The sequence below is a fragment of the Caldimonas manganoxidans ATCC BAA-369 genome, from assembly GCF_000381125.1.
Lineage (GTDB): Bacteria > Pseudomonadota > Gammaproteobacteria > Burkholderiales > Burkholderiaceae_C > Caldimonas > Caldimonas manganoxidans.
Window position 1 is genome coordinate 49,234 of record NZ_KB905943.1, and the last position, 22,265, is coordinate 71,498.

General features: G+C 67.8%; 18 protein-coding genes and 1 pseudogene. 7 read left to right on the forward strand and 12 right to left on the reverse strand.

Annotated features, from left to right (window positions below; all coding sequences use genetic code 11):
• Positions 1-66: 66 nt before the first annotated feature.
• Positions 67-1,212: a response regulator gene (locus tag F615_RS18165; RefSeq protein WP_019560990.1), complete on the forward strand. Its 1,146-nt coding sequence runs from the start codon at positions 67-69 to the stop codon at positions 1,210-1,212.
• Positions 1,213-1,793: 581 nt separating this feature from the next.
• On the opposite strand, the gene F615_RS18170 is transcribed toward F615_RS18165, so the two are convergent.
• The 5 genes from F615_RS18170 to F615_RS0109745 form a co-directional block, all read right to left on the reverse strand.
• Positions 1,794-2,417, reverse strand: a complete 624-nt coding sequence (locus F615_RS18170; protein ID WP_019560992.1) for a DUF502 domain-containing protein — start codon at positions 2,415-2,417, stop codon at positions 1,794-1,796.
• A gap of 129 nt (positions 2,418-2,546) precedes the next feature.
• Entirely contained in the window at positions 2,547-3,557 is a 1,011-nt protein-coding gene (locus F615_RS0109730) for a TRAP transporter substrate-binding protein (protein WP_019560993.1), read from the reverse strand.
• A 64-nt stretch (positions 3,558-3,621) separates the two neighbouring features.
• Complete coding sequence (locus F615_RS0109735; protein WP_019560994.1) at positions 3,622-4,902, reverse strand: TRAP transporter large permease; 1,281 nt, start codon at positions 4,900-4,902, stop codon at positions 3,622-3,624.
• 16 nt (positions 4,903-4,918) lie between these two features.
• The gene (locus F615_RS0109740; protein ID WP_019560995.1) at positions 4,919-5,452 is read right to left on the reverse strand and encodes a TRAP transporter small permease; all 534 of its coding nucleotides are present in this window, start codon (positions 5,450-5,452) and stop codon (positions 4,919-4,921) included.
• Positions 5,449-5,937, reverse strand: coding sequence for a gluconokinase (locus F615_RS0109745; protein ID WP_026330202.1), 489 nt, complete (start codon positions 5,935-5,937; stop codon positions 5,449-5,451). Before F615_RS0109745 ends, F615_RS0109740 begins: the two co-directional genes overlap by 4 nt.
• A gap of 205 nt (positions 5,938-6,142) precedes the next feature.
• On the opposite strand from F615_RS0109745, the gene gntR reads away from it, so the two are divergent.
• From gntR to hpaR, 5 genes are all read left to right on the forward strand, one after another.
• Positions 6,143-7,168 (forward strand): HTH-type transcriptional regulator GntR, encoded by a 1,026-nt coding sequence (gntR, locus tag F615_RS0109750; protein WP_026330203.1) that lies wholly within the window; start codon positions 6,143-6,145, stop codon positions 7,166-7,168.
• A 108-nt stretch (positions 7,169-7,276) separates the two neighbouring features.
• Positions 7,277-8,914 (forward strand): GGDEF domain-containing protein, encoded by a 1,638-nt coding sequence (locus F615_RS19415; RefSeq protein WP_019560998.1) that lies wholly within the window; start codon positions 7,277-7,279, stop codon positions 8,912-8,914.
• 180 nt (positions 8,915-9,094) lie between these two features.
• Entirely contained in the window at positions 9,095-11,134 is a 2,040-nt protein-coding gene (locus F615_RS0109760) for an NADPH-dependent 2,4-dienoyl-CoA reductase (RefSeq protein ID WP_019560999.1), read from the forward strand.
• A gap of 209 nt (positions 11,135-11,343) precedes the next feature.
• Positions 11,344-12,999, forward strand: a complete 1,656-nt coding sequence (locus F615_RS0109765) for a sensor domain-containing diguanylate cyclase (protein WP_019561000.1) — start codon at positions 11,344-11,346, stop codon at positions 12,997-12,999.
• 76 nt (positions 13,000-13,075) lie between these two features.
• A complete protein-coding gene (gene hpaR / locus F615_RS18180; protein ID WP_019561001.1) occupies positions 13,076-13,591 on the forward strand; it encodes a homoprotocatechuate degradation operon regulator HpaR in 516 nt (171 codons plus the stop codon).
• 9 nt (positions 13,592-13,600) lie between these two features.
• Here hpaR and F615_RS0109775 read toward each other — a convergent pair whose 3' ends face one another.
• Positions 13,601-14,473 carry a pirin family protein gene (locus F615_RS0109775; RefSeq protein ID WP_019561002.1) on the reverse strand — a complete coding sequence of 291 codons (873 nt, stop codon included), beginning with the start codon at positions 14,471-14,473 and terminating at the stop codon, positions 13,601-13,603.
• 33 nt (positions 14,474-14,506) lie between these two features.
• Complete coding sequence (locus F615_RS0109780) at positions 14,507-15,106, reverse strand: FMN-dependent NADH-azoreductase (RefSeq protein ID WP_019561003.1); 600 nt, start codon at positions 15,104-15,106, stop codon at positions 14,507-14,509.
• Between the two features lie 120 nt (positions 15,107-15,226).
• Here F615_RS0109780 and F615_RS0109785 point away from each other — a divergent pair, with 120 nt between their 5' ends.
• Complete coding sequence (locus tag F615_RS0109785) at positions 15,227-16,195, forward strand: LysR family transcriptional regulator (protein WP_019561004.1); 969 nt, start codon at positions 15,227-15,229, stop codon at positions 16,193-16,195.
• A 10-nt stretch (positions 16,196-16,205) separates the two neighbouring features.
• Here F615_RS0109785 and F615_RS0109790 read toward each other — a convergent pair whose 3' ends face one another.
• The 5 genes and pseudogenes from F615_RS0109790 to recJ all read right to left on the reverse strand — a co-directional run bounded on the left by F615_RS0109790 (position 16,206) and on the right by recJ (position 22,263).
• Positions 16,206-17,132 carry a DMT family transporter gene (locus F615_RS0109790; RefSeq protein WP_026330204.1) on the reverse strand — a complete coding sequence of 309 codons (927 nt, stop codon included), beginning with the start codon at positions 17,130-17,132 and terminating at the stop codon, positions 16,206-16,208.
• A 14-nt stretch (positions 17,133-17,146) separates the two neighbouring features.
• On the reverse strand, positions 17,147-18,022 hold the full coding sequence (locus F615_RS0109795; protein ID WP_019561006.1) for a 3',5'-nucleoside bisphosphate phosphatase: 876 nt from the start codon (positions 18,020-18,022) through the stop codon (positions 17,147-17,149).
• 46 nt (positions 18,023-18,068) lie between these two features.
• Positions 18,069-19,165 (reverse strand): annotated as a pseudogene (locus F615_RS0109800) (PQQ-dependent sugar dehydrogenase).
• A 73-nt stretch (positions 19,166-19,238) separates the two neighbouring features.
• Positions 19,239-20,456 carry a PQQ-dependent sugar dehydrogenase gene (locus tag F615_RS18185; protein ID WP_019561009.1) on the reverse strand — a complete coding sequence of 406 codons (1,218 nt, stop codon included), beginning with the start codon at positions 20,454-20,456 and terminating at the stop codon, positions 19,239-19,241.
• A gap of 94 nt (positions 20,457-20,550) precedes the next feature.
• A complete protein-coding gene (recJ, locus tag F615_RS0109815; RefSeq protein WP_019561010.1) occupies positions 20,551-22,263 on the reverse strand; it encodes a single-stranded-DNA-specific exonuclease RecJ in 1,713 nt (570 codons plus the stop codon).
• Between the last annotated feature and the right edge of the window lie 2 nt (positions 22,264-22,265).

Sequence of the window (22,265 nt, forward strand, 5' to 3'; positions counted from 1 at the left end):
TGGAGGGGGGCGCCTTGTCAGGGGGGCAGGACGCACGCAGCATCCGCCGAACTGAGGGAAAAAAGTATGAACGACGCATGGCCGGCCCGCGTGCTCGTGGTGGGCCGCGAGGGCAAGGACTGGGCGGAGCTGGCGCAATGGTTGGCGCCGGAGTTTTGTGTCGTGCAGACCTGGGATGAGGACACGGCCCCGGCCATGATCTTGATCGATGCGCTGCATCAGCCGTCCAAGCTGGCGTCGAGGATGCAAGTGCTGCGGGCCGATCCGGTGTGCCGAGCTGCGCCGGTGTTGGTCATGGCCGAGCCGGTGGAGGAGCAGACGCTGCAATCGTGGCTGCGCTTGGGGGTGAGCGATGTATTGACGCCGCCGTGGTCGCAGGCACGGCTGCGCGCCCGACTGAAACCCTATGCGCAATTGCACCAGGTGTCGGTGCTGCTGCGGCAAGGACAGCAGCATTTCGAGGACGCATTGCGACAGCGCGTTCACACCGTCGCGTTGGAGCGTGATGCGTTGCTGTGGACGCTGGCGCTGCTGGCCGAGCGGCGCGACCATGAAACCGCCCGACATCGGCTGCGCATGCAAGGCTATGTGCGGGTGCTCGGACAGGGCTGGCGCCGCCTCAGTGGCCGATGGGCGGAGCTGGACGATGAGCGACTGGACCTGATGGCGCGGGCCTCGGCCTTGCATGACTTGGGCAAGTTGGAAATTCCGGTGCATTTGCTGCGCAAGCCTGGTCGTCTGACCCCGGAGGAATTCGCCATCGTCAAAACCCATACGCTGCGCGGCCATGCCGCCCTGGCCCGCGCGCAGGCGCAGCTCGACGAACCCTGCCCCTTGCTGAGCATGGCGCAGGAGATCGCCTTGACGCACCAGGAGCGCTGGGATGGGTCTGGCTATCCCCAGGGCTTGGCCGGTGAAGCGATTCCGCTGTCCGGCCGCATCGTGGCGCTGGCCACGGTGTATGACGCGTTGATCAGCGTGCGCAGCTACAAAGAAGCCTTGCCGCATGACACGGCCGTGGCCGTGATCGGCGGCTGCCGGGGCACGCATTTCGACCCGTTGCTGGTGGAAGCGTTCGAGCGCGAGCACGAGGCGATTCGGGAGGTGGCCGCCCGCTACGCCGACGATGCCCAGGAGATGCAGCGCTGGATCGACGAGGCCGGCCATGCGTCCGGTCCTGCGGACTCCGCATCCAAGGACGTGCCGGCTTGAGCCGGTTCGCACGCGCGCGCGCCGGCAAACCTCTTCAGCGCCACGACCTGCCCAGACCCAGGCCGACACTGAAGCGGCGGCTGGCCGCCGGTTCGAAGAACTGTTCATTGGCCGCCAGGTCAGCGACAGCAGGCTTTCCCAGCGCACCGACCAGCCGGCCTGCCAGGAGGCATTCCATCCCACGCCCTGTGCTGGCATGGACATGCCAGCCAGGGTGTCCCTCCACGTTCAAGCCCGGCATCGCGCTGTGGCGAGCGTAGCGGCGCGAGCCACTGGGACAGGGCCAGCACCCCGGGCACACGTTGCAGCGCGTCGGAGATGTTCACGCCCCAGGAGTCGGCTTGCACGGCGGCGGCCTCGACGGTGTCGATGGCCGCGGGCAGGGCGCGCAGCGGCGTGGGCTCGCGCGCGCCGGTCACGACGATGGGGCCCAGCGCCTGCCTGTGCCGGGGGGCGGCGTCGGTGTCTTGGGCCCACGCACTCCATGGACTGGCGGCCAGCAGCACCGCCCAGGGGCCAGCGGCGCTTCGTCGCAACAGGCGGTGGGCGCGCACGGGGGGCAACGGCAGGCGAGCGTCGGGTCAGCGCGGTGTCGGTGGCGCCGGAGGCTGGCCGGTGCGGGCCATCCAGGCGATCAAGGCCGAGCGCATCGCTTCTTCCACCGTCATCGCGATCGGCGTGATCCAGGCCCGTGGCACGAACACGGTGTAGCCGCCGATCATGTAGCCCATGGGCAGATAGACGGCCACCCGGTCGTCTTTGCTGACGCCTTCGGGCAGACCGTCCAGGCTGTTGCGCGTGATCAAGCCAATGATTTCGAGCCCACCGCCTGGAAAACGCAGCACCACCACCTGCTGGGCGGCTTGGTTGTGCTGGGGCGCAAAGTAGTCGGCAAAGCTCTTGAGCGAGCTGTAAATGCTTTTGACCACCGGCAGGTTGGTGAACGGAAACTCGATCAACGAGGCCAGGCTGCGCACCGCCGGCAGTGAAATCACGAGGCCCAGGGCGCCGATGACCACCACGGCCAGCAGCAGCCCCAGACCGGGGATGTAGGTGTCACCGAACAGCGGAGATACCAGCCAACGGGCCATGCTGTCCGTCCAGGCCAGGAAGACATAGAGCACATAGATGGTCAGGGCCAGGGGCAAGATGGCCAGCAGACCCCGCACGAAGTACTGGGTCCAACGCTTGATCAAGGGGTTCATCACGCAATGAAGGGCACAACCACGACTTGCGCAGAATAGCAGCGAGCGTTGGCAGCTGCTGGAGGCGCCCCCAAAGGCGACGCCCGCGGGCCGAGGCCGCGGGCGTCGTGCGCGAAGGCCGGTGGGGACTTACTTGCCGCCGCGCAGCTTGGTCAGCGCGGCCTGGGTCTCGGCCCACAGGTCGCGGCCGACTTGCTCGGCGATGCTGGCGTGCACGGCCGTCAGCTTTTCACGCATGCGGTTGGCTTCGGCCGGCGACAACTCATTGACCTGCATGCCCTTGGCCTTGAGCTCGGCCAAGGCACGGGCGGCTTCCTCGCGGGTGTCCTTGCGCTCGAAGTCACGGCTCTTGATGGCCGCCTCTTGCAGCACCTTGCGCTCGGCCGGGCTGAGCGTGTCCCACCATTTCTTGCTCACCAGCACGATCCAGGGGCTGTAGACATGGTTGGTGATGGTCAGGTACTTCTGCACCTCATAGAACTTGCTGGACAGGATGGTGTTGTACGGGTTCTCCTGACCATCGACCGCACGGGTTTCCAGCGCGGTGAACAGTTCCGAGAAGGGCAGCGGAATGGCGTTGGCCCCCAGGCTCTTGAAGCTGTCGAGGAAGACGTTGTTTTGCATCACGCGCAGCTTGATGCCTTGCAGGTCCTCCAGCTTGGTGACCGGCTGCTTGTTGTTGGTGAGGTTGCGAAAACCGTTTTCCCAGTACACCAAGCCGACCAAGCCCTTTTCCTGCAGCTTGTCCATCACTTTTTTGCCCACCGGGCCATCGAGCACGGCATCGGCCTCGGCGCTGTTGTTGAACAGGAAGGGCGTGTCCCAGATGGCCATTTCCTTCGTGATGCCCACCAGGGTGGCGGTGGAGCCCACCATCATTTCCTGCGCGCCCCCGATGAGCGCTTGCTGCATCTGCACGTCCGAGCCCAAGGCGGCCGCCCCGATGGCGCGCACGCGCATCTTGCCGCCGGAGAGCTTTTCCACCTCTTGGGCAAAGAGCTTGACGGCCCGACCCTGGTTCGATTCTTCATTGAGGCCGTAGCCGAAGCGGATCATGCGTGGCTTGATGTCCTGCGCCCAAGCCTGGCCGGCGGCCAGCAGGGCCACACCCAGGGCGGCGATGGCGAGTTTCAGTTTCATGCGAAGTCTCCTTCTTCAGTGGCAAAGGGCGGGAAAGGCAACCTGAGTTGCCAGCGGAACACACTCATCCGCCGAGCCAGCGCAGCGGCGCCAGCACGATCGGAGGAAACAGGATCATCAACAGCAGCAGGGCCAGATACACCGCCAGGAAGGGCAACACGCCGCGCACGACGGGCTCCATGCGCAACCGGCCCACACCAGCCACCACGTTGAGCACCGTGCCCACCGGAGGCGTCAGCAGGCCCAGCCCGCCGATGAAGATGAAGATGAAGCCGAAGTACACCGGGTCCAGGCCGGCACGGGCGGCCAAGGGCGCCAACACCGGGCCCAGGATCAGGATCGTGGGCGTCAGATCCATCACCATGCCCACGGCCAGCAGGAAGACGGCCACCACCAGCATGAACAGGATGCGGTGCTCCAGCAGCGGGCCGAAGCTGCGGGCCAACTCGCCGGGCAGGTCCGCCAGCGTGATCATGTAGGACGCTGCGGTGGCCGCGCCGCACAAGAACATCACCACGCCGGTGGTTTTGGCGGCCGAGACGAACACCTGGTACAGCGCAGCCGGGCGCAACTCGCGGTAGACCACGGTGGCCACCAGCAGCGCGTAGACGGCGGCCACCACCGCGGCTTCGGTGGGCGTGAACAGCCCAAAACGCAAGCCGCCGATGATGCTGACCGGCAGCATCAAGGCCCACACGCTGCCGGCCAGGGCATGCCAGCGCTGGGTCCACGACGCTTTCTCGGCCACCGGCAGCGCGGTGCGGCCGGCGATGCGCCGCCACACCAGCACCAGGGCCGCGGCCATCAACACGCCTGGCACGATGCCAGCCAGGAAAAGCTTGCTGATGGAGGTATTGGTGGTCACGCCGTAGATCACCATGGGCATCGACGGCGGGATGATCGGCGCGATGATGCCGCCCGAGGCGATCAAGCCGGCGCTGGACCCATCGGGGTAATGCTGTTTGCGCATCATCGGCAACAGCAGGGTGGCCAGTGCGGCGGTGTCGGCGATGGCCGAGCCGCTCATCGAGGCCAACATCACCGCGGCGGCAATGGCCACATAGCCCAGGCCACCTTGGATATGGCCCACGAAGACGCGCGCCAGCTCGATGATGCGCCGGCTCAGTCCCCCGGCATTCATCAGCTCGCCAGCCAGAATGAAGAAGGGCACGGCCAGCAGCGGGAAGCTGTCGAAGCCGGCTTGCACGTTCTGTGCGAGCAGCTGCGCATCGAAGAAGTCCAGCTGCACCATCAGCGCCAGGGCGGTGAGCATCAGCGCAAACGCGATGGGCACGCCCACCGTCATGGCGGCAAACAGCACGCAAAGAAACAGAGCGATCGTCATGGGGCGGCTTGGGTTCTCAGTCCAGATGCGAGGCGCCTGAGCTGGCGGGCTCGCCACGGCGCAGCGCGGCCAGGGATTCGGCCAGCAACAACACGGCCATGGCCACGCCCATCACCAGCGTGCCGGCGGCCCCCAGGGCCAGCGGGTAGTTCATCACCGGGCTGCGCGAGTCCATCCCCGCCAGGACTTGCTGCCACGAACCCGTGATGAGGTAGTACAGCGCCACTGCGATGAGCGCGCGGGTCAGCCAGCGGCACACGGCCGCGCTGCGCCCGCGCAAGCGGCTGGTCACCATGTCAAAGCCCAGGTGCTTGCCTTCGGCCATGGCCAGCACCGCGCCGATGCACACCAGCCAGACGAACAGCAAGCGCGACAGCTCCTCCGAGATGGCCAGCCCGGTGTCGAAGGCATAGCGCAGCACCACATTGACGAAGACGGCCAGCACCATGCCGGCCAAGCTCAGGGCCATGGCAGCTTCGGCCAAGCGGCGCAGCAGCAGCGCGGCCCGTGGGGGCGGTGGCAACTCCGGGGTGGGGACAGCAGGCTTCATGCGGCAGTCTCGGAGGGTTGATGCAACCAAGCGAGCACTTGTTCGCGCAAGCGCTCCAAGGGCAAGGTGGCGTCCAGACGCAGCACGCCCGGCTCTCCCACCGGGGATTCCAGCGTGGCGAACTGGCTGGCCACCAGGCTGGGCGAGAAAAAATGCCCCGCACGGGCGGCCACGCGCTGCCGGGCGGTGGGCTCGTCCAGTTCGAGATAGGCGAAATGCACACCGGGCCGGGCGGCACGCAGCCGATCCCGGTAGCGCTGTCTGAGCGCCGAACACGTCAGCACCACGCCATCGGGCCGCTCGGCCAGCAACTGCCCCAGCCGCGTCAGCCATCCTTGGCGGTCGGCATCGGTCAAGGCAATGCCAGCTTTCATCTTGGCCACGCTTTCGGGCGAGTGGTAATCGTCGCCTTCCAGCAAAGGCCAATTCAAAGCCTCGGCGCAGGCGCGGCCCAGGCTGGATTTGCCGCAGCCGGCCACACCCATCACCACCAGGGCGGTGGCCGTCGGGGCCGAAGGCGGATTGGTAGCGCTGTCCAACAAAGATCGATGCATCGGATCGGCAGGCTGTGCGGCCAAATCACGTAGGAGAAGGCCAGGGGAGGGTGAATGACGGGATCGAGGGGTTGTGCAGGGTGCTTGGTAGCGCTATCCTAGACCAAGTTTTCATCGCGTTACCTAGGGTTAACCCTTGGATTCCTCCTCCCGCAAACGCCGCTCCAGCGGTCGTGTCACCTTGCAAGACGTGGCCCGCGAGGCGCAGGTCAGCCCGATCACCGCCTCCAGGGCTCTGCGTGGCGAGCGGGGGGTCGCCCCGGAATTGGTGCAGCGGGTACGCGCCGCCGTCGATCGCCTGGGCTATGTGCCCGATCCGGCGGCGCGGGCCTTGGCCTCGCAGCGTGGCACGCAGGTGCCGGTGCTGGTGCCCATGCTGTCCAATGCCCTGTTCGTCGATGTGCTGGAGGCGGTGCATCGGGTGCTGTTTCCTGCCGGATACCAGCCGATGATCGGCGTGACCCACTACGACGCGCAGGAGGAGGAGCAATTGCTGCGCAGCTACCTGGCGCATCGGCCTGCCGGCCTGTTGGTCACCGGCTTCGATCGCACCGAGGCGGCTCGGCGCTTGATCGCCGCCAGCGGCGTGCCTTGTGTGCACTTGATGGAAACCACCGAGGCGCCAGGCGTGTATTGCGTGGGCTTCTCACAGACCGAGGCCGGGGCGGATCTGACGCGCCACTTGTTGTCGCGCGGCCATCGGCGCATCGCGTTCATCGCCGCCCAGCTCGACCCGCGCACGATGCAGCGCGCCGAGGGCTATCGCCGTGCTTTGCGGCAGGCGCAATGCTACGACCCTTCGCTGGAGCTGCTCAGTCCGCAACGGTCGTCCATCGCCCTGGGGGCGCAGCTGTTGGAGCAGTTGCTGCGCCTGCGGCCGGACACGCAGGCGGTGTTCTTCAACAATGACGACTTGGCCCAAGGCGGCTTGTTGGCGGCACAGCGCCTGGGGCTGAAGGTGCCGCAACAGCTAGCCGTGGCCGGCTTCAACGATCTGGCCGGTAGCGATCAAATGCTGCCGCCATTGACCACCGTGCGCACGCCGCGCTGCGAGGTGGGCACCGAAGGCGCGCGCATGTTGTTGCAGCTCATGGGCGGCCAGCGGCCTGCCCAGCCGTGTGTCCGTCTGGGCTATGAGGTGGTGGTGCGGCAAAGTACTTGAGTCTTCGCTCGGTTTTCAAGGACACTACACGGTTTGTCACTTCTATGCGGTACGACGCGTCGGCCCAAGGGGAGGTGCGGCGCGTGCCGCGCCGCCGATTGCGGTTCGATGTCCGAAACCGAAAAGACCGATTCCGCACCTCCATCGCCCGGGGAGCTGGACGATGTGTTGGCGCGGGCCCGTCGCGCGTTGGAAACCGGCCAGCCGGATCGCGCCCGCTCGTTGGCGCAACGGGCGCTGGCCGGTGCGCAAGCCTGTCTGCATCGGCCCAGCGAGGCGCGCGCGTTGGCCTGCCTGGCGTATTGCGACTGGCTCACGTCCCGCTTCCGGCGCGCGCAGGCCAGCAGCCGGCGTGCCGCGCAGTTGTTCCAACTGCTGGGCGACACCCCGGGGGAGGTGGATGCGCTGGTCACGCTCGCTGGGGCGGCCAGCTGTCTGGGGCACCATGAAGAAGCGGTCGAGGCGGCGCTGTTGGCCGTGCGTCTGATGGACCCCATGCCGTCTTCGGCGTCGGCCGTGCTGGCTCACCACGCCTTGGCCCAGGCGTATGCCTGGAGCCGCAGTTTCGAGGCCGCGGCCGAAGCCTTCGATCGGGCCGAACAGGTGGCTGCGCAGTGCGACCCTCCGGAACCCACGCTGCAGATCCTGCTGCAACGGGCGCATGCAGAGGCACTGCGTCTGGTCGGCGAGCGTTTCTTCAAAGGCGAATTGCCCGATCGTGCGTGTTTCGAAGCCCTGCTGGCGCGTTGCGTGCAGCTGGCTCACGTGACCGGGGCCGAGGGCATTCAGCCCGGGCTGCTGAGCATGCACCGTGCGCTGCTGGCCACACTGGGCGGGCTTGCGGCATGTTGGCGAGGGGAGGCCACGCTGGCGCAGCGAGAGTTGTCCGAAGCCCGGCGGTGGTCGCGCGAGCCGTCGGCCAGCGCCTGGCTGCAGGCCCTGGAGCTGTGGGTGGAATGCGAATGGGCTTGGGACCGCGGCCGATTGGGGCCAGCCGTGCAGTGCGCCGCGCTGATGGTGGATGCGGCCATCCGGGTGGAGCACGAGGAACTGGCTTGCGTGGGGCAGTTGCTGCTGGCGCAGTTGCACGAATGCCAAGGCGACGAACGCGGGGCGTTGGAAGACCTCAAGCTGCTGCGACGGCGCGAAGAGCTCATCCGCGCCGAGAGCCTGGAGAGCCGCGCACGCGTGGTGAAGTGGCAACTCGAGCTGCGCGAGCGCGAGCAGACCTTGCAGCAGCTCGAAGCATCGTCCGAGCAGCTCGAGCGGCTCTCGCTCGAAGATGCGCTCACCGGCATTGCCAACCGGCGGCATTTCGAATGGCGCACGGCCGAGCGCCTGCGCAGCCGGGCCTTGGCAGGCCGGCCGTTGTCGATTGCGCTGATCGATGTGAATGACTTCAAGCAGGTCAACGACCGGCACTCGCACCGCGTGGGTGATCAGGTGTTGTGCACCATTGCGCGCATCTTGTGCAGCCATGTGCGCGAGAACGATTTGCCGGCGCGTTTGGCCGGCGACGAGTTCGTCGTCGCTTTTTGGGACTCGGACGAGCGTGTGGCTCGCCAGGCCTGTGAGCGCATCGAGGCCGCCGTGGTCGATCACGATTGGGACAGCCTCTCGCCTGGCCTGCGTGTGAGCATCAGCGTGGGCGTGGCCCAGGCCCGCCCAGGCGATACCATCGCCCAGCTCGTGCACCGCGCTGACGAGGCCATGTACGGCGCCAAGGCCGCACGCCGGCGCCTCTGAGCCACGGCAGCGGCCACCGAGCACCTTGCGCGTGGCCCGGCGGCGCACTCCCGCAGGCCGCCCCGATGCGCGGCCGCAGCCAAGACTCGGGAAAACGCGCAGTCGATACCGGCTCAATTTTCGAACGATCGTTCGATAATTTGGCTCCCGTGTGAGACTTCGAACGACGGAGAGCCCGCCTTGAGCCTCGTTGCCTACCCGCATCTTCTTCAGCCCCTGGATCTGGGCTTTACCACGTTGCGCAACCGCGTGCTGATGGGTTCCATGCACACGGGCCTGGAAGATGGCCGGCGGCTGGACAAGCTGGCCGCCTATTTCGCCGAGCGGGCGCGTGGCGAGGTCGGGCTGATCGTCACCGGTGGCTTTGCGCCCAATATCGAAGGCTGGGCCAAGCCCTTCGCCGGCCGCCTGGCCACCCACGGGGCGGCCAGGCGACATCGGGTGGTCACTCAGACCGTGCATGCCGAAGGCGGCAAGATCGCGCTGCAGATCCTGCACACCGGCCGCTACGCCTACCACCCTCTGGCGGTGGCGCCCTCGCCGCTGAAGTCGCCCATTTCGCCTTTCACGCCGCGCGAGCTCAGTGCGCGCGGCATCGAACGCCAGATCCGTGCCTTCGTGCGCTGCACCGTGCTAGCCCGCGAGGCGGGCTATGACGGCGTGGAAATCATGGGCAGCGAGGGCTACTTCATCAATCAGTTCCTCGCCGCTGCCACCAACCATCGTGATGATGAATGGGGCGGCTCCTACGAGAACCGCATGCGCCTGGCGGTGGAGATCGTGCAGCGCTGCCGCGAGGCCGTGGGGCCAGACTTCATCCTGATCTACCGGTTGTCGATGCTGGACCTGGTGCCCGGTGGCAGCACCTGGGACGAGGTGGTGCGCTTGGCCCAGGCGGTCGAACGCGCAGGCGCCACCCTCATCAACACCGGCATCGGTTGGCACGAGGCCCGCATTCCGACCATTGCCACCAGCGTGCCGCGTGGTGCATTTGCCTGGGTGACGAAGAAGCTGCGCGGCGCGGTGAAGGTGCCGTTGGTGGCCACCAACCGCATCAACACACCGGAAGTCGCCGAGCAGATCCTGGCCGAGGGCTGCGCCGACATGGTGTCGATGGCGCGGCCGCTGCTGGCCGATCCCGAGTTCGTGAAAAAAGCGCGCGAAGGCCGCGCCGACGAGATCAACACCTGTATCGCCTGCAACCAGGCTTGTTTGGATCATGTCTTCGTCAACAAGCTGAGCTCCTGCTTGGTGAACCCGCGCGCCTGCCGTGAGACCGAGCTCGTGATCCGCGCAGCATCCGTGCGCAAGCGCGTGGCGGTCGTGGGGGCCGGCCCGGCCGGCTTGTCGGCGGCCACCACGTTGGCCGAGCGGGGGCATGAGGTGGACTTGTTCGAGGCGGCCGGCGAAATCGGCGGCCAGCTCAACATGGCCAAGGTCGTGCCGGGCAAAGAGGAGTTTCACGAGATGCTGCGCTACTTCCGTCGCCGCCTCGAACTCACCGGCGTGCGCCTGCACTTGAACACGGCGGTGCAGGCCGATGCGTTGGTGCAGGCCGGCTATGACGAGGTGGTGCTGGCCACCGGGGTACGCCCGCGCGATCCGCGCATCCCGGGGCAGGACCATCCCAAGGTGCTCAGCTACATCGACGTGCTGCGCCATCGTGCTGCGGTGGGTCGGCGCGTGGCCATCGTCGGTGCCGGTGGCATTGGCTTCGACGTGGCCGAGTTCTTGGTGCATGACGGCCATTCGCCCACGCTGCATCTGCAGGAATGGCTGGCCGAATGGGGTGTGGGCGACCCGGCACAGGCGCGCGGCGGGGTCGAGGGGGTCTCGCCTCGTGTGTCACCGCCGGCCCGCCAAGTGACGCTGTTGCAGCGCCGCAGCGGCAAGCTGGGCGAACGCCTGGGCAAGACCACGGGCTGGATCCACCGCACCACGCTCAAGCACAAGGGCGTGCGCATGATGGGGGGCGTCCATTACGAACGCATCGACGACCGCGGTCTGCTCATCAGCCATGGTCCCGCGCGCGAAAACCCGACCTGGCTGGAGGTGGATCACATCGTGCTGTGTGCGGGCCAAGAGCCGTTGCGCGATCTGGCCGAGCCCTTGCGCAATGCCGGGGTCCGCGTGCATTTGATCGGTGGGGCGGACGAAGCGGCCGAGCTCGATGCCAAACGCGCCATCGACCAAGGCACCCGCTTGGCGGCGAGCTTGTGACCGGTGGGCCGGGCCATCGAGGGCGTGCTCACCCGGGGCGGGCAGGTCGCGGCGGGCCGGCCTGCGCGCTGGGGCCGGCGTGGCCATGGGCGGATGAGGGCAAACCCGAGCCCCGGAACGTGGGGGGCGGGAGCGGGGCGATGAACGCTGGCGCGGGGCACGCCCCTAGACTCCTTCGCAGGTGGAAGCGCAGTCCTGGAGAAGCCGCCATGCTGCACCTTCGCGCGGTGCCGTTTCGATGGAAGGTGGCTGCTTTGCCCGCGTTCGGCAGCATCGGCGTGACCCTGGTGGTGGCTTGGGCCCAGGTTCATCTGACCAGCGAGCGCATCGTGCAGGAGGCCGGGCGGGAAGTGGCCAGCGTGGCGATGGCCGTGGCCGAACGGCTCTCGCGAGAGATGGCCGCGCGGGGGGCGGAGGTGCAGCTGCTGGCCTCCATCCGTGCGCAGCAACCTGACAGTGCACCCAATGAGGTGCGCCATCAGCTCGAATTGCTCCAGCATCATGTGCCCAGCTACGCGTGGATCGGCTGGCTCGATGCGGAAGGCCGCGTGCTGGCGGCCACCGGCGGGTTGCTCGAAGGCAGCCTGTTGGCGCATCGGCCCGTGTTCATGCAAGGGCGCCAGGGGCTGTGGTTTGGGGATGTGCATCCGGCGGTGGTGTTGCAGCGGCTGCTCCAGCCCCACGGGGGCGAGACCTTGAGATTCGTCGATGTGGCCACGCCGGTGCACGATGCGCAGCGGCGTCTGCGCGGTGTCCTGGCGGCGCACCTGGGGTGGCGCTGGGCGCAAGAGGTGGCCGTCGATGTCTTGCGTCCCTATGAAAACCGGCATCGGCTGGAGGTGCTCATCGTCGATGCACAGGGGCAGGTGATCCTCGGGCCGCAAGCCATGCGCCAGCGGCCCGTGCCCGTCGATCCACGCGTCTTGCCAGCACCGGGATCACCCTATCGCTTGCTGCGCTGGGACGATGGCACCGAAGCGATGACGGCCGTGGCCAACAGCGGCCCACAGGGGGTATTCCCTGGCCTGGGCCGGCGTGTGGTGGTGCGCCAGCCCATCGATGTGGCCCTGGGGCAAGCGCGTCAGGCCGGCCAGCAAATCGTCGCCTGGGGCGCGGGGGTGGGGCTGGCCTTTCTGGCGCTGGGGCTGTGGCTGGCGCGCCGGGTGTCGCAACCGGTGCATCAGCTGCTGCGCAGCACAGGGGGCTTGCAGCATGCCGGCTCCGGGGCTGGCATGGGCGCGGATCGGCGTCAGGTGGATGTGCGCTGGGTCGCCGAGTTGATGCAGCGCATGGACCGAGATTTGGCGGTGCGCGAGCACGAAGTGCGTCGGCTGCGCCACGAGGCCACGCATGATCCGCTCACCGGCTTGCCCAACCGGGCCTATCTGGCGGCCTTGCTCGACCAGGCGACCGCGGCCGTGCAAGAAACGCGCGAGCTGGTGGTGTTGTGCATGGATCTCGACGACTTCAAGGGCGTGAACGACCGCCATGGTCATGAGGTCGGTGATGCCGTGTTGTGTGAGGTGGCCCGGCGGCTGCGCAGCCTGCTGCGCGAGCAAGACGTGCCGGTGCGACTGGGCGGTGACGAATTCCTCGTGCTGGCGCAGGCCGCGCCGGGCGACGGACCGCGCTTGGCCGACACCATGGCCGCGCGCATCGTGCGGGCGCTGGGCGAGCCGGCACGTGTGGGCGCGCTCACCATTGCCCTGGGCGGCAGCGTCGGAGCCGTGGTGTGGCGCAGCGACGCGCAAATCTCATTGCAGACGGCCTGGACGCGCGCCGACCAGGCGCTGTATCGGGCCAAATCCGAAGGCAAGTCCCGCTGGTGTCGCTTGCCGCTGGAGCCGCAGATGCCCGCATCTTGAGGCATTTGTTTATAACCTGAGGTGATCCTTAGAATATGTGAAGTAATTGCTTCTTGTTGCCGAATCAAGGACGCCCATGCCCGCTGTCATCGGCCACCGCAATCTGCCTGACGCGCTGCTGCGCGCGCGTGAATCGGTGATGCGGTATTTCCGTCCCAACCTCAAGGTGGCCGGTGTGACCGAGCAGCAGTGGCGGGTGATCCGCGTGCTGTCCGACCGGGGTGATCTGGAAGTGGGGCAGATCGCGGCAGCTGCCTGCATCCCTGGGCCCAGCCTCACCGGCGTGCTCGAACGCATGGAACGCGATGACTGGGTGCGGCGCTATCGCATCTCGACCGATCAGCGCAAGGTGATCGTCGAGCTCACACCCAAGGCCCGCCGTCTGGTGCAGCGCATGCTCAGTCGCATCGATGAACGCTACCGGGTCATCGAGGCTCAACTGGGGGCGCAGACGCTCGACACCTTGCATGCCCTGCTCGAGCGCGTGGCCGCTTTGCCCGACCCGGCGGCCCCTGCGCCGGTGAAGCTGCCGGTGCGGCGCCGGCCGAAAGCCAAGGCCACTGACGGACCGGCGGTGGCCGATGCCGCCTGAGCCCACGCCTCAGCGGCCGAAACGGCCGGCATGCAAATCTTGCACGGCCTGGATGATCTGCGCCTGGCTGTTCATCACGAAGGGGCCGTATTGCACGATGGGCTCGCGCAACGGCTTGCCCGCCAGCAGCAGGGCGCGGCTGTCGGTGCTGGCGTGCAAGACCACGCCATCGCCTTCGTTGTGCAGGATGGCCATGCGGCCGGCATTCACCTCGGTGCCGCCGAGCTTCACTTGGCCACGGTAGACGTAGACGAAGGCATTGTGCTCGGGGGGCAGCGGCTGAGCCAGGTGCGCTCCGGCGGCCAGGTGCACGTCCAGGTACAGCGGCGCCGTGGCTGGGCGCTGCACCGCACCGGCCACGCCATGGCTGCGTCCGGCGATCACGCGCACACGCACGCCCTCGGCCTGGAACTCAGGGATGTCTTGGCTGCGGATGTCCCGATACCACGGTTCGCACATCTTGTCGCGAGCCGGCAGGTTCAGCCACAGCTGGAAACCCTCCATGCGGCCTTCCTCTTGCTCGGGCAATTCGGAGTGGATCACGCCGCGGCCGGCGGTCATCCATTGCACGTCGCCCGGACCGAGCAGGCCCTCGTGGCCAGCGCTGTCGCGATGGCGCATCCGACCGGCGATCATGTAGGTGACCGTCTCGAAGCCGCGATGCGGGTGGTCTGGAAACCCCCCGATGTAATCCTCGGGACGGTCGGTGCCGAAGGCATCGAGCATCAGGAAGGGGTCGAGTCGATGCTGCAGATCTGAGGTCAGCACACGGGTGAGCTTCACGCCGGCGCCATCGGAGGTGGCCACGCCGGCCACCAGCCGCTCCACGCGGCGGGGCTGCTCAACCCTTTCCAAAGGGGAGGTCGCAAGGATGGCGGTCATGGCGGGTTCCTTTCGCGATGAACGGACGGGGCTTCAGGCCAGCGCGGCCTCGATGTCTGCTTGCGCTTGCGCCAATGCCCGTTGCTCGGCCTCGGCGCCCAGCGCCAGCCCCTCGGCGTAGATGAACTCCACATCGGTCATGCCCAGGAAGCCCAGCACGGTCTTCAAGTAGGGCACTTGGCTGTCCGACGGCTGGTTGCGGTAAATGCCACCGCGGGTGAGCACGACATACACCTTTTTGCCCTTGAGCAGCCCCTCCGGGCCATGCTCGGTGTACCGGAAGGTCACCTTGGCGCGGGAGATCGCGTCGATCCAATTCTTCAGCTGCACGGGCACACCAAAGTTGTACATCGGCACCCCTAGCACCACCACGTCGGCGGCTTGCACTTCGGCGATCAGCGCATCGTCCAGGGCCACCCGGGCGGCTTGCTCGGGGCTGCGCTGCTCGGCTGGGGTGAACAAGGCGGTCAGGGCTGCCTCATCCAACACCGGGTGCGGCGCGCGGGCCAAATCGCGCACGGTCACGCGTGTCTCGGGGTGGCGCTGGCGCAGCCGTTCGACCAGCAGGCTCGCCAGCCGGGACGAATGCGAGCCCTCGGTGCGGGCGCTCGAATTCACTTGCAGGATGTTCATCGTGATGCTCCTTGCGATGCGTCAGTGGTTTCCATGCCTCAGACTTTATCTGTTCCAAAATCGACATAGAAGATCAAATTCTGGATAACATAGAACCGTCAATGGAACAATCATCCGTCCATGAAACTTCAGGCCGATGACTTGCTGTTGTTTGCCCGGGTGGTCGACGCCGGCAGCTTCAGTCGGGCGGCCGAGCGCACCGGCCTGCCCAAGTCCACCGTGTCGCGCCGGGTGGCCGCGCTGGAGGCGCAACTGGGTGAGCGGCTGCTGCTGCGCACCACACGCAAGCTCAGCCTGACCGATTTCGGCCACCAGGTGCTGGCCCATGCGCGGCAGGTGGCCGATGAGGTGGACGCCGCGGTGCTGCTGGCTCAGCATCGCCAGGTCGAGCCCAGCGGCCGGCTGCGGGTGTCCATGCCGGGGGACTTTGCCAATCTGGTCCTCAGCCGGGTGCTGGCCGACTTCATCGCACGCTACCCGGCCCTCACGCTGGAGGTGGACATCACCCCGCGGCGGGTGGACCTCATCGGCGAGAACTTCGATCTGGCCATCCGCATGGGCGAGCTGTCGGACGATGCCTCGCTGGCCGCACGCCGTCTGGCCGTGCTGTCGGTGGGTCTGTATGCCTCGCCGGCTTACATCGCGCGCCGCGGCCGGCCCGAGGAGCCCGAGGCCCTGATGGAGCACGATGCCTTGCACCTGCTCAGCCGCCATGGCGAGCCGGCGCCGTGGGTGCTGAGCCGCGGGCCGATGCGTTGGGAAGGCATTCCGCCCGGGCGGGCCGCGATCAACTCCCCTGAGCTGTTGATGCGTTTGGCCCGCGCCGGGGTGGGAATCGCCCCCTTGCCCGATGCGTTTGCCGAGCCGTATGTCCACAGTGGGGAGCTCCAACCCCTGTTGGCCGACTGGCGCCTGCCGGCCGCCGTGGCCTGGGCGGTGTTTCCGGGGCGGCGCTTGATGCCGGCGCGCACGCGCGCGCTGCTCGACGCACTGGAGCGCGAATTCAGCAGCGAGACCTGTCAGGCCGAGCACCATCGCATCGAGGCCGGCTTGGCACCATGGCGCGGCCGCGGGCCCGCGGCCGGTTGAGCGCGGCGACTCACTCGGCCCACGTGTCGGCGTGGACCGGCTTGGCCGATGACGAGCGTGCGCGCAGATTGAGCCACACCGAGGCCGCTCCGCTGCCGGCGATCAGGCCCATGCCGGCGACGGCCCAGGCATCGGGCGCTTGCGAGAAAAGCACCCAGCCCCACAGCGTGGCGAACGCGATCTGTGCATAGGTGAAAGGCATCAACACCGCCGCCGGTGCGCGTCCGAGCCCGTAAATGAAGGCCAAGTGACCGAAGGTGCCCATCAAGGCCACCACGGCCAGCACTCCCCATTGCGCCGGGCCGATCCGCTCCAGCGCCTGCGCCGCCTCGCCCCATTGCATCGGCAAGGCGAGGCTCAGCACCGCGGCGCCCACCGCACCGGTGTAAAAATGCGTGGTCATGGGCGATTCCGAGGCCGACATGCGGCTGGTCAGGAGCTGGAAGAACGCATGGCTCCATGCCAGCATCAGCGGCAGCAGCGCCGCGGCGCCGAACAGTCCGCTGCCTGGGCGAATCACCAACAAGGCCCCCGAGAACGCCACCACGACCAAGGCCCAACGCAGCGCCGAGACCCTCTCGCGTAACACCCAAGGGGCCAGCAGCGTCACGAAGATCGGCGAAAGCATCACCACGGCGGTGAACTCGGCCAGCGGCATCACGCGCAGCGCATAAAACGCCAGCACACTGGTGAGGAGCAGCAACATGCCGCGCAGGACTTGAAAGCGCCAGTTCTGCACGCGAAAGCGGCGCGCCCCGCCGCGCAGCATCAGCCAGCCGCCCATCAGCACCGCTTGCACCGCATAGCGGAACCACACCACCACCAGCATCGGCAGCACGAGGCTCAGATGCTTCACCCCGCTGTCCAGCGTCGCGAAACAGGCCACGGCCAGCACGGTCAAGCCAATGCCGGACAGCACCCGGGAGGGCGTTGCCATGGGAGGGCTGCAGCTCACGCGGGCCAGTGGATGCGATCGGCCAGCGCTTCCCACACCGGACGCAGGGTGCCGCTCAGGTAGGGCAGGGCTCCCAGGTCGGTGTGGCTTTCGCCAGGGCTGTGGAAGTCTGAACCGCGTGAGGCGTACAGTCCAAACTCCTGCGCCAAATCGGCGTACTTCGATGCGTCTTGCGCCGTATGGCTGCCGGTGACGACCTCCACGCCGAGCCCGCCATGCTCGCGGAATTCACTGAACAATGCGTACTCCTCGTTCGGCGTAAATTTGTAGCGCCCGGGATGGGCGATGATGGCCATGCCGCCGGCTTGGCGGATCCAGCCCACCGCCTCGCCCAAGGAGGCCCAGCGATGCGGCACATAGCCGGGCTTGCCCTCGGTGAGGAACTTACGGAACACCTCCGAGGTGTCGCGGCACACACCGATGTCCACCAGAAAACGCGCAAAATGCGTGCGCGAGATCAGGTCCGGGTTGCCCACGTATTTCAGCGCGCCTTCGTAGGCCCCAGGGATGCCCGCACGCGCCAAGCCTTCGGCCATCTCCAGCGCGCGGGTTTGCCGGCCGCTGCGGGTGCGGGCCAAGCCCGCCACCAGGCCGGGGTCGTCCGGGTCGAACCCCAGGCCCACGATGTGCACGGTTTCACCCGCGAAGGTCACGGAAATCTCGGTGCCCGTGAGGTAAGGCAGCCCCAGCTTCAAGGCCGCCGCCCGGGCCCGCCGTTGCCCGCCCACTTCGTCGTGGTCGGTCAAGGCCCACAGCTCCACCCCGTTGGCATGGGCGCGTGCGGCCAAGTCTTCGGGGCTGAGCGTGCCGTCGGAGACATTGGAATGGCAATGAAGATCGGCGTTGAGCACGCCGCTGGGCGAGAGGTTCACTTCAGCATTCTAGGCCGGCGGCCACTGTCGCGTTGGCTTCAGGGTATCAGCGCTCCAGCCGCAGGATTTGTCCGTCGTTGTTGTCCGTCAGGATGTAAAGCCATCCATCGGGCCCTTGGCGCACGTCGCGGATGCGTTCGCGCAGCTGGGTCAGCAGGCGTTCCTCACGCACCACGCGGGTGCCGTCGAGTTCGAGGCGGATGAGGGCCTGTTCGCGCAAGGTGCCGATGAACAGGTGGCCCTTCCATTGCGGGTAGCGATCGCCAGTGTAGAACACCATGCCGCTGGGGGCCACGGAGCGGGGCTCCCACACGCGCAGCGGGTCTTCCATGCCGGCCTTGCTCGTGCCTTCGCCAATCTTGAAGCCGGTGCCGTATTCACGGCCGTGCGTGACCACGGGCCAGCCGTAGTTGCGGCCAGCCAGGGTCAGGTTGAGCTCGTCACCGCCTTGGGGGCCATGTTCGTGGGTCCAGAGTTCGCCGGTGACCGGGTGCAGCGCGGCGCCTTGGACGTTGCGATGGCCATAGCTCCAGATCTCGGGGCGGGCGTTGTCGCGGCCGACGAAGGGGTTGTCCGCGGGCACGCGACCGTCGCGTTCGATGCGCACCACCTTGCCGATGTGGTTGGCCAGGTTCTGCGCCTGGTCACGCTGGCCGAAGCGGTCGCCCAGGGTGATGAACAGCCGCCCATCGCGTCCGAACACCAGACGTGAGCCGAAGTGGGCTGCGCTGTCGATCTTGGGCTGCTGGCGGAAGATCACCTGCACGTTGGTCAGCGCATGGCCTTCCAGTCGACCACGGGCCACGGCGGTGCCGTTGCCGCCCGGGCCAGGTTCGCTGTAGCTCAGGTACACCAGGCCGGTGGTGGCAAAGTCAGGGTCGAGGGCCACGTCGAGCAAGCCGCCTTGGCCACGGGCATCGACGGGCGGCACCCCGGCCACGGGGGGCTGAGCGTGCCATCGGGCCAGACGATGCGCAGCCGGCCTGGTCGCTCGGTGACGAGCAGGCGCCCGTCGGGCAGGAAGGCCAAGCCCCAAGGGTGCTGCAGGCCGCGGGCGACACTGACCGGTTTGAGCGGCTGGGCCTGGGCCCCAAGCGCGGCCAGGCCAAGGACGGCAGCCAGAAGCAGGCGCAACAAGATCATGGGCGACTCAGGAAGGGGTGAATCGGCTCGGAGTCTGCCACCGAGCAAGGGTTCCCTGCGATCGTTGGGGGCTTCAGCGGTCGATGCGCAAGATATGGCCGTTGGTCTCGTCCAAGACGTACAGCCAGCCATCGGGGCCTTGCTTGACGTCGCGCATGCGCACATCGAGTGAGCGGAACAGTCGTTCCTCGCTGGTCACGGTGGGGCCGTTGAGCGTCAAGCGTCGCAAGCAGCGCTGGTCGGCCATCGTGCCGACGAACAAATTGCCGCGCCATTCGGGGAAACGGTCGCCGGTGTAGAAGCACATGCCCGAGGGGGCGCAGGAGATGGGGACCCAATACCACGCCGGCTCCACGAAGGACGGCGCGTGCGTGCCGCCACCGATGCGGCAGGCCTCGCCCGGCGTCTGGCCATACGGGCAGCCATAGCTCACGCGCGGCCAGCCGTAGTTGCCGCCGCGCAGCACGCGGTTGATCTCGTCCCCGCCCTGCGGGCCATGCTCGCTGATCCACAGCTCGCCGGTATCGGGGTGGATGGCGGCACCCTGCGGGTTGCGGTGACCGACGCTCCAGATCAGGCCGCTGAAGTTGTTGCCGGGATTGCCGCCGTCGGTGGTGATGCGCACGACCTTGCCGAGGTGGTTGTCGGTGGTTTGCGGGGCCTCGGTTTGGACCTGGCGGTCGCCCAGGGTGATGAACAGGTGGCCATCCCGTCCGAAGACCAAACGTGAGCCGAAATGGCCGTCGCCGTTGAAGCGGGGGGTTTGTCGGTAGATCACCGTCACGGCTTCGAGGTTTCTGAGGTCGGCGCTCAGGACGGCGCGGGCCACGGCCGTGCCGATCCCGGTGTAGGCGCCTCCCTGGTCGGGCTCGGCGTACGACAGATAAATTCGTCGGTTGGCCGTGAAGTTCGGGTCGATGACCACATCGAGCAGGCCGCCTTGGGTGTCGGCTCCGCTGTACACCCCCGGCACCCCCGAGAGCGGGGCCGACAGCGTGCCTTCGGTGTCGACATGGCGCAGCCGTCCGGGCTTTTCGGTCACGAGCGCGCTGCCGTCGGGCAGGAAGGCCAGCCCCCAGGGCTGCTGCAGCCCGGTGACCCAGCGTGTGAGGCGCGCTGGTGGTCCCGCTGGCGGCGAGGGCGCCGGCGCGGGCCAGGGGGATCCAGGGTCGCCGTGGCCTCCGCCACAGGCCGACACCGTGGCACAGGCCGCGGCATAACGAACCGCGTGGCACAAGAGCTCGCGCCGTCGAGCATCGGCGGGTTCAGAGGGCAATGGCCGGTCCGGCATGGTGCTGGGCTCCTCGACATGCGCAGCCTCACAGGCTACGACCTGCGCCGCGGCGCAGGTGTGACCAGTCGCAACAGCCCCCCCGAGTCGGGGGTCAGCCCTGGGCCTCCACCACCATCTGCACGCGTGGCTGGCCGTTGAATTCGTCCAAAGACAAGCGGTAGGCCAGGCGGCTACGCTCGGGCAGGGGGTCGCAGCGGCCAAACCAGATCGCGTCGCGAAGCTGGCCCGCATGCCGGACGGACAGCTTGAGGTGGCGTTCACCGACGATGCGCTGCGACACCACTTCGACCTCGTCGCAGAACAACGGCGCCTCGAAGGCCTGGCCCCAGACCTCTTGGTCCAGGATCTGCACCACCTCCGGGGCGAACCACTGTGGCTCCAAGGGGCCATCGGTGGCCACGGTGCGGGCGAGCAAGGTGTCGTCGAGCCATTCGCTGGCCACGGTGACAAACGCCTGGGCGAAGGTGACGAAATCGGCCTGCGCCACGGTGCAACCAGCGGCCATGGCATGGCCGCCGAACTTGCGCAGCACGCCGGGGTGGCGCTTGCTCACCAGGTCCAGCGCATCGCGCAGGTGGAAGCCCGGGATGGAGCGGCCCGAGCCCTTGAGCAGGCCATCCTGACCGCGCGCGAAGACGAAGGTGGGCCGGTGCACGCGGTCTTTGAGGCGCGAGGCGACGATGCCCACCACGCCCTCGTGGAAGTCGGGGTCGTACAGCGCAATGGCCGGTGGCGGCTCGCCTTGGGGCATCAGGCGTTCGAGCAAGGCCTCGGCTTGCTCGCGCATGCCGGCCTCCACGCCGCGGCGCTCGCGGTTGATGCCGTCGAGCTGCTGGGCCAATTCGGCGGCTCGGCCGGGATCGTCGGTGAGCAGACATTCGATGCCCAGCGTCATGTCTGCCAGGCGGCCCGCGGCGTTGATGCGCGGGCCCAGGGCGAAGCCGAAGTCGAAGGCGCCGGCACGCTCGGGGCGGCGTCCGGCGGCGGCAAACAGCGCGGCCACGCCGGGCTGCATGCGCCCGGCGCGAATGCGCTTGAGACCTTGCGCCACCAGGCGCCGGTTGTTGGCGTCGAGCTTGACCACGTCGGCCACGGTGCCCAGGGCCACGAGGTCCAGCAGGCTGTCCAGGCGTGGCTGAGCGGCGCGGTCGAAGGCGCCTCGGCGACGCAACTCGGCGCGCAGGGCCAGCAGCACGTAGAACATCACGCCCACGCCGGCCAGGTGCTTGCTCTCGAAGGGGCAGCCCGGCTGGTTGGGGTTGACGATCACGTCGGCTTCGGGCAGCACGACCTGGCCCTGGACTTGCGCGGGCAGGTGGTGGTCCGTCACCACCACGCGCAGCCCCCGCGCACGGGCATGGGCCACGCCCTCCAAGCTGGCGATGCCATTGTCCACGGTGACGAGCACGTCGGGGCGCTGGGCCAGGGCCAGCTCGACGATGGCCGGCGTCAGCCCATAGCCGTGCACGGCACGGTCCGGCACCACGTAGCCGAGCGTGTCGGGCCGCGCGCCCAACAGCTTCAGCCCGCGCAAGGCCACGGCGCAGGCGGTGGCGCCGTCGCAGTCGTAATCGGCCACCACGCAGATGCGTTGACCGGCCGTGAGGGCGTCGGCCAAGCAGGCCGCCGCCTCGGCGGTGCCTTTGAGCTGCTCGGGCGGGAGCAGGCGGGCCAGCGAGTCGTCGAGCTCGTCGGCGCTGCGGATGCCGCGGGCGGCGTACAGGCGGGCCAGCAGCGGGTGCACGCCGGCTTGTTCCAAGGCCCAGGCCGCGCGGGGCGGCACATCGCGGGTGATGATCCTCATGG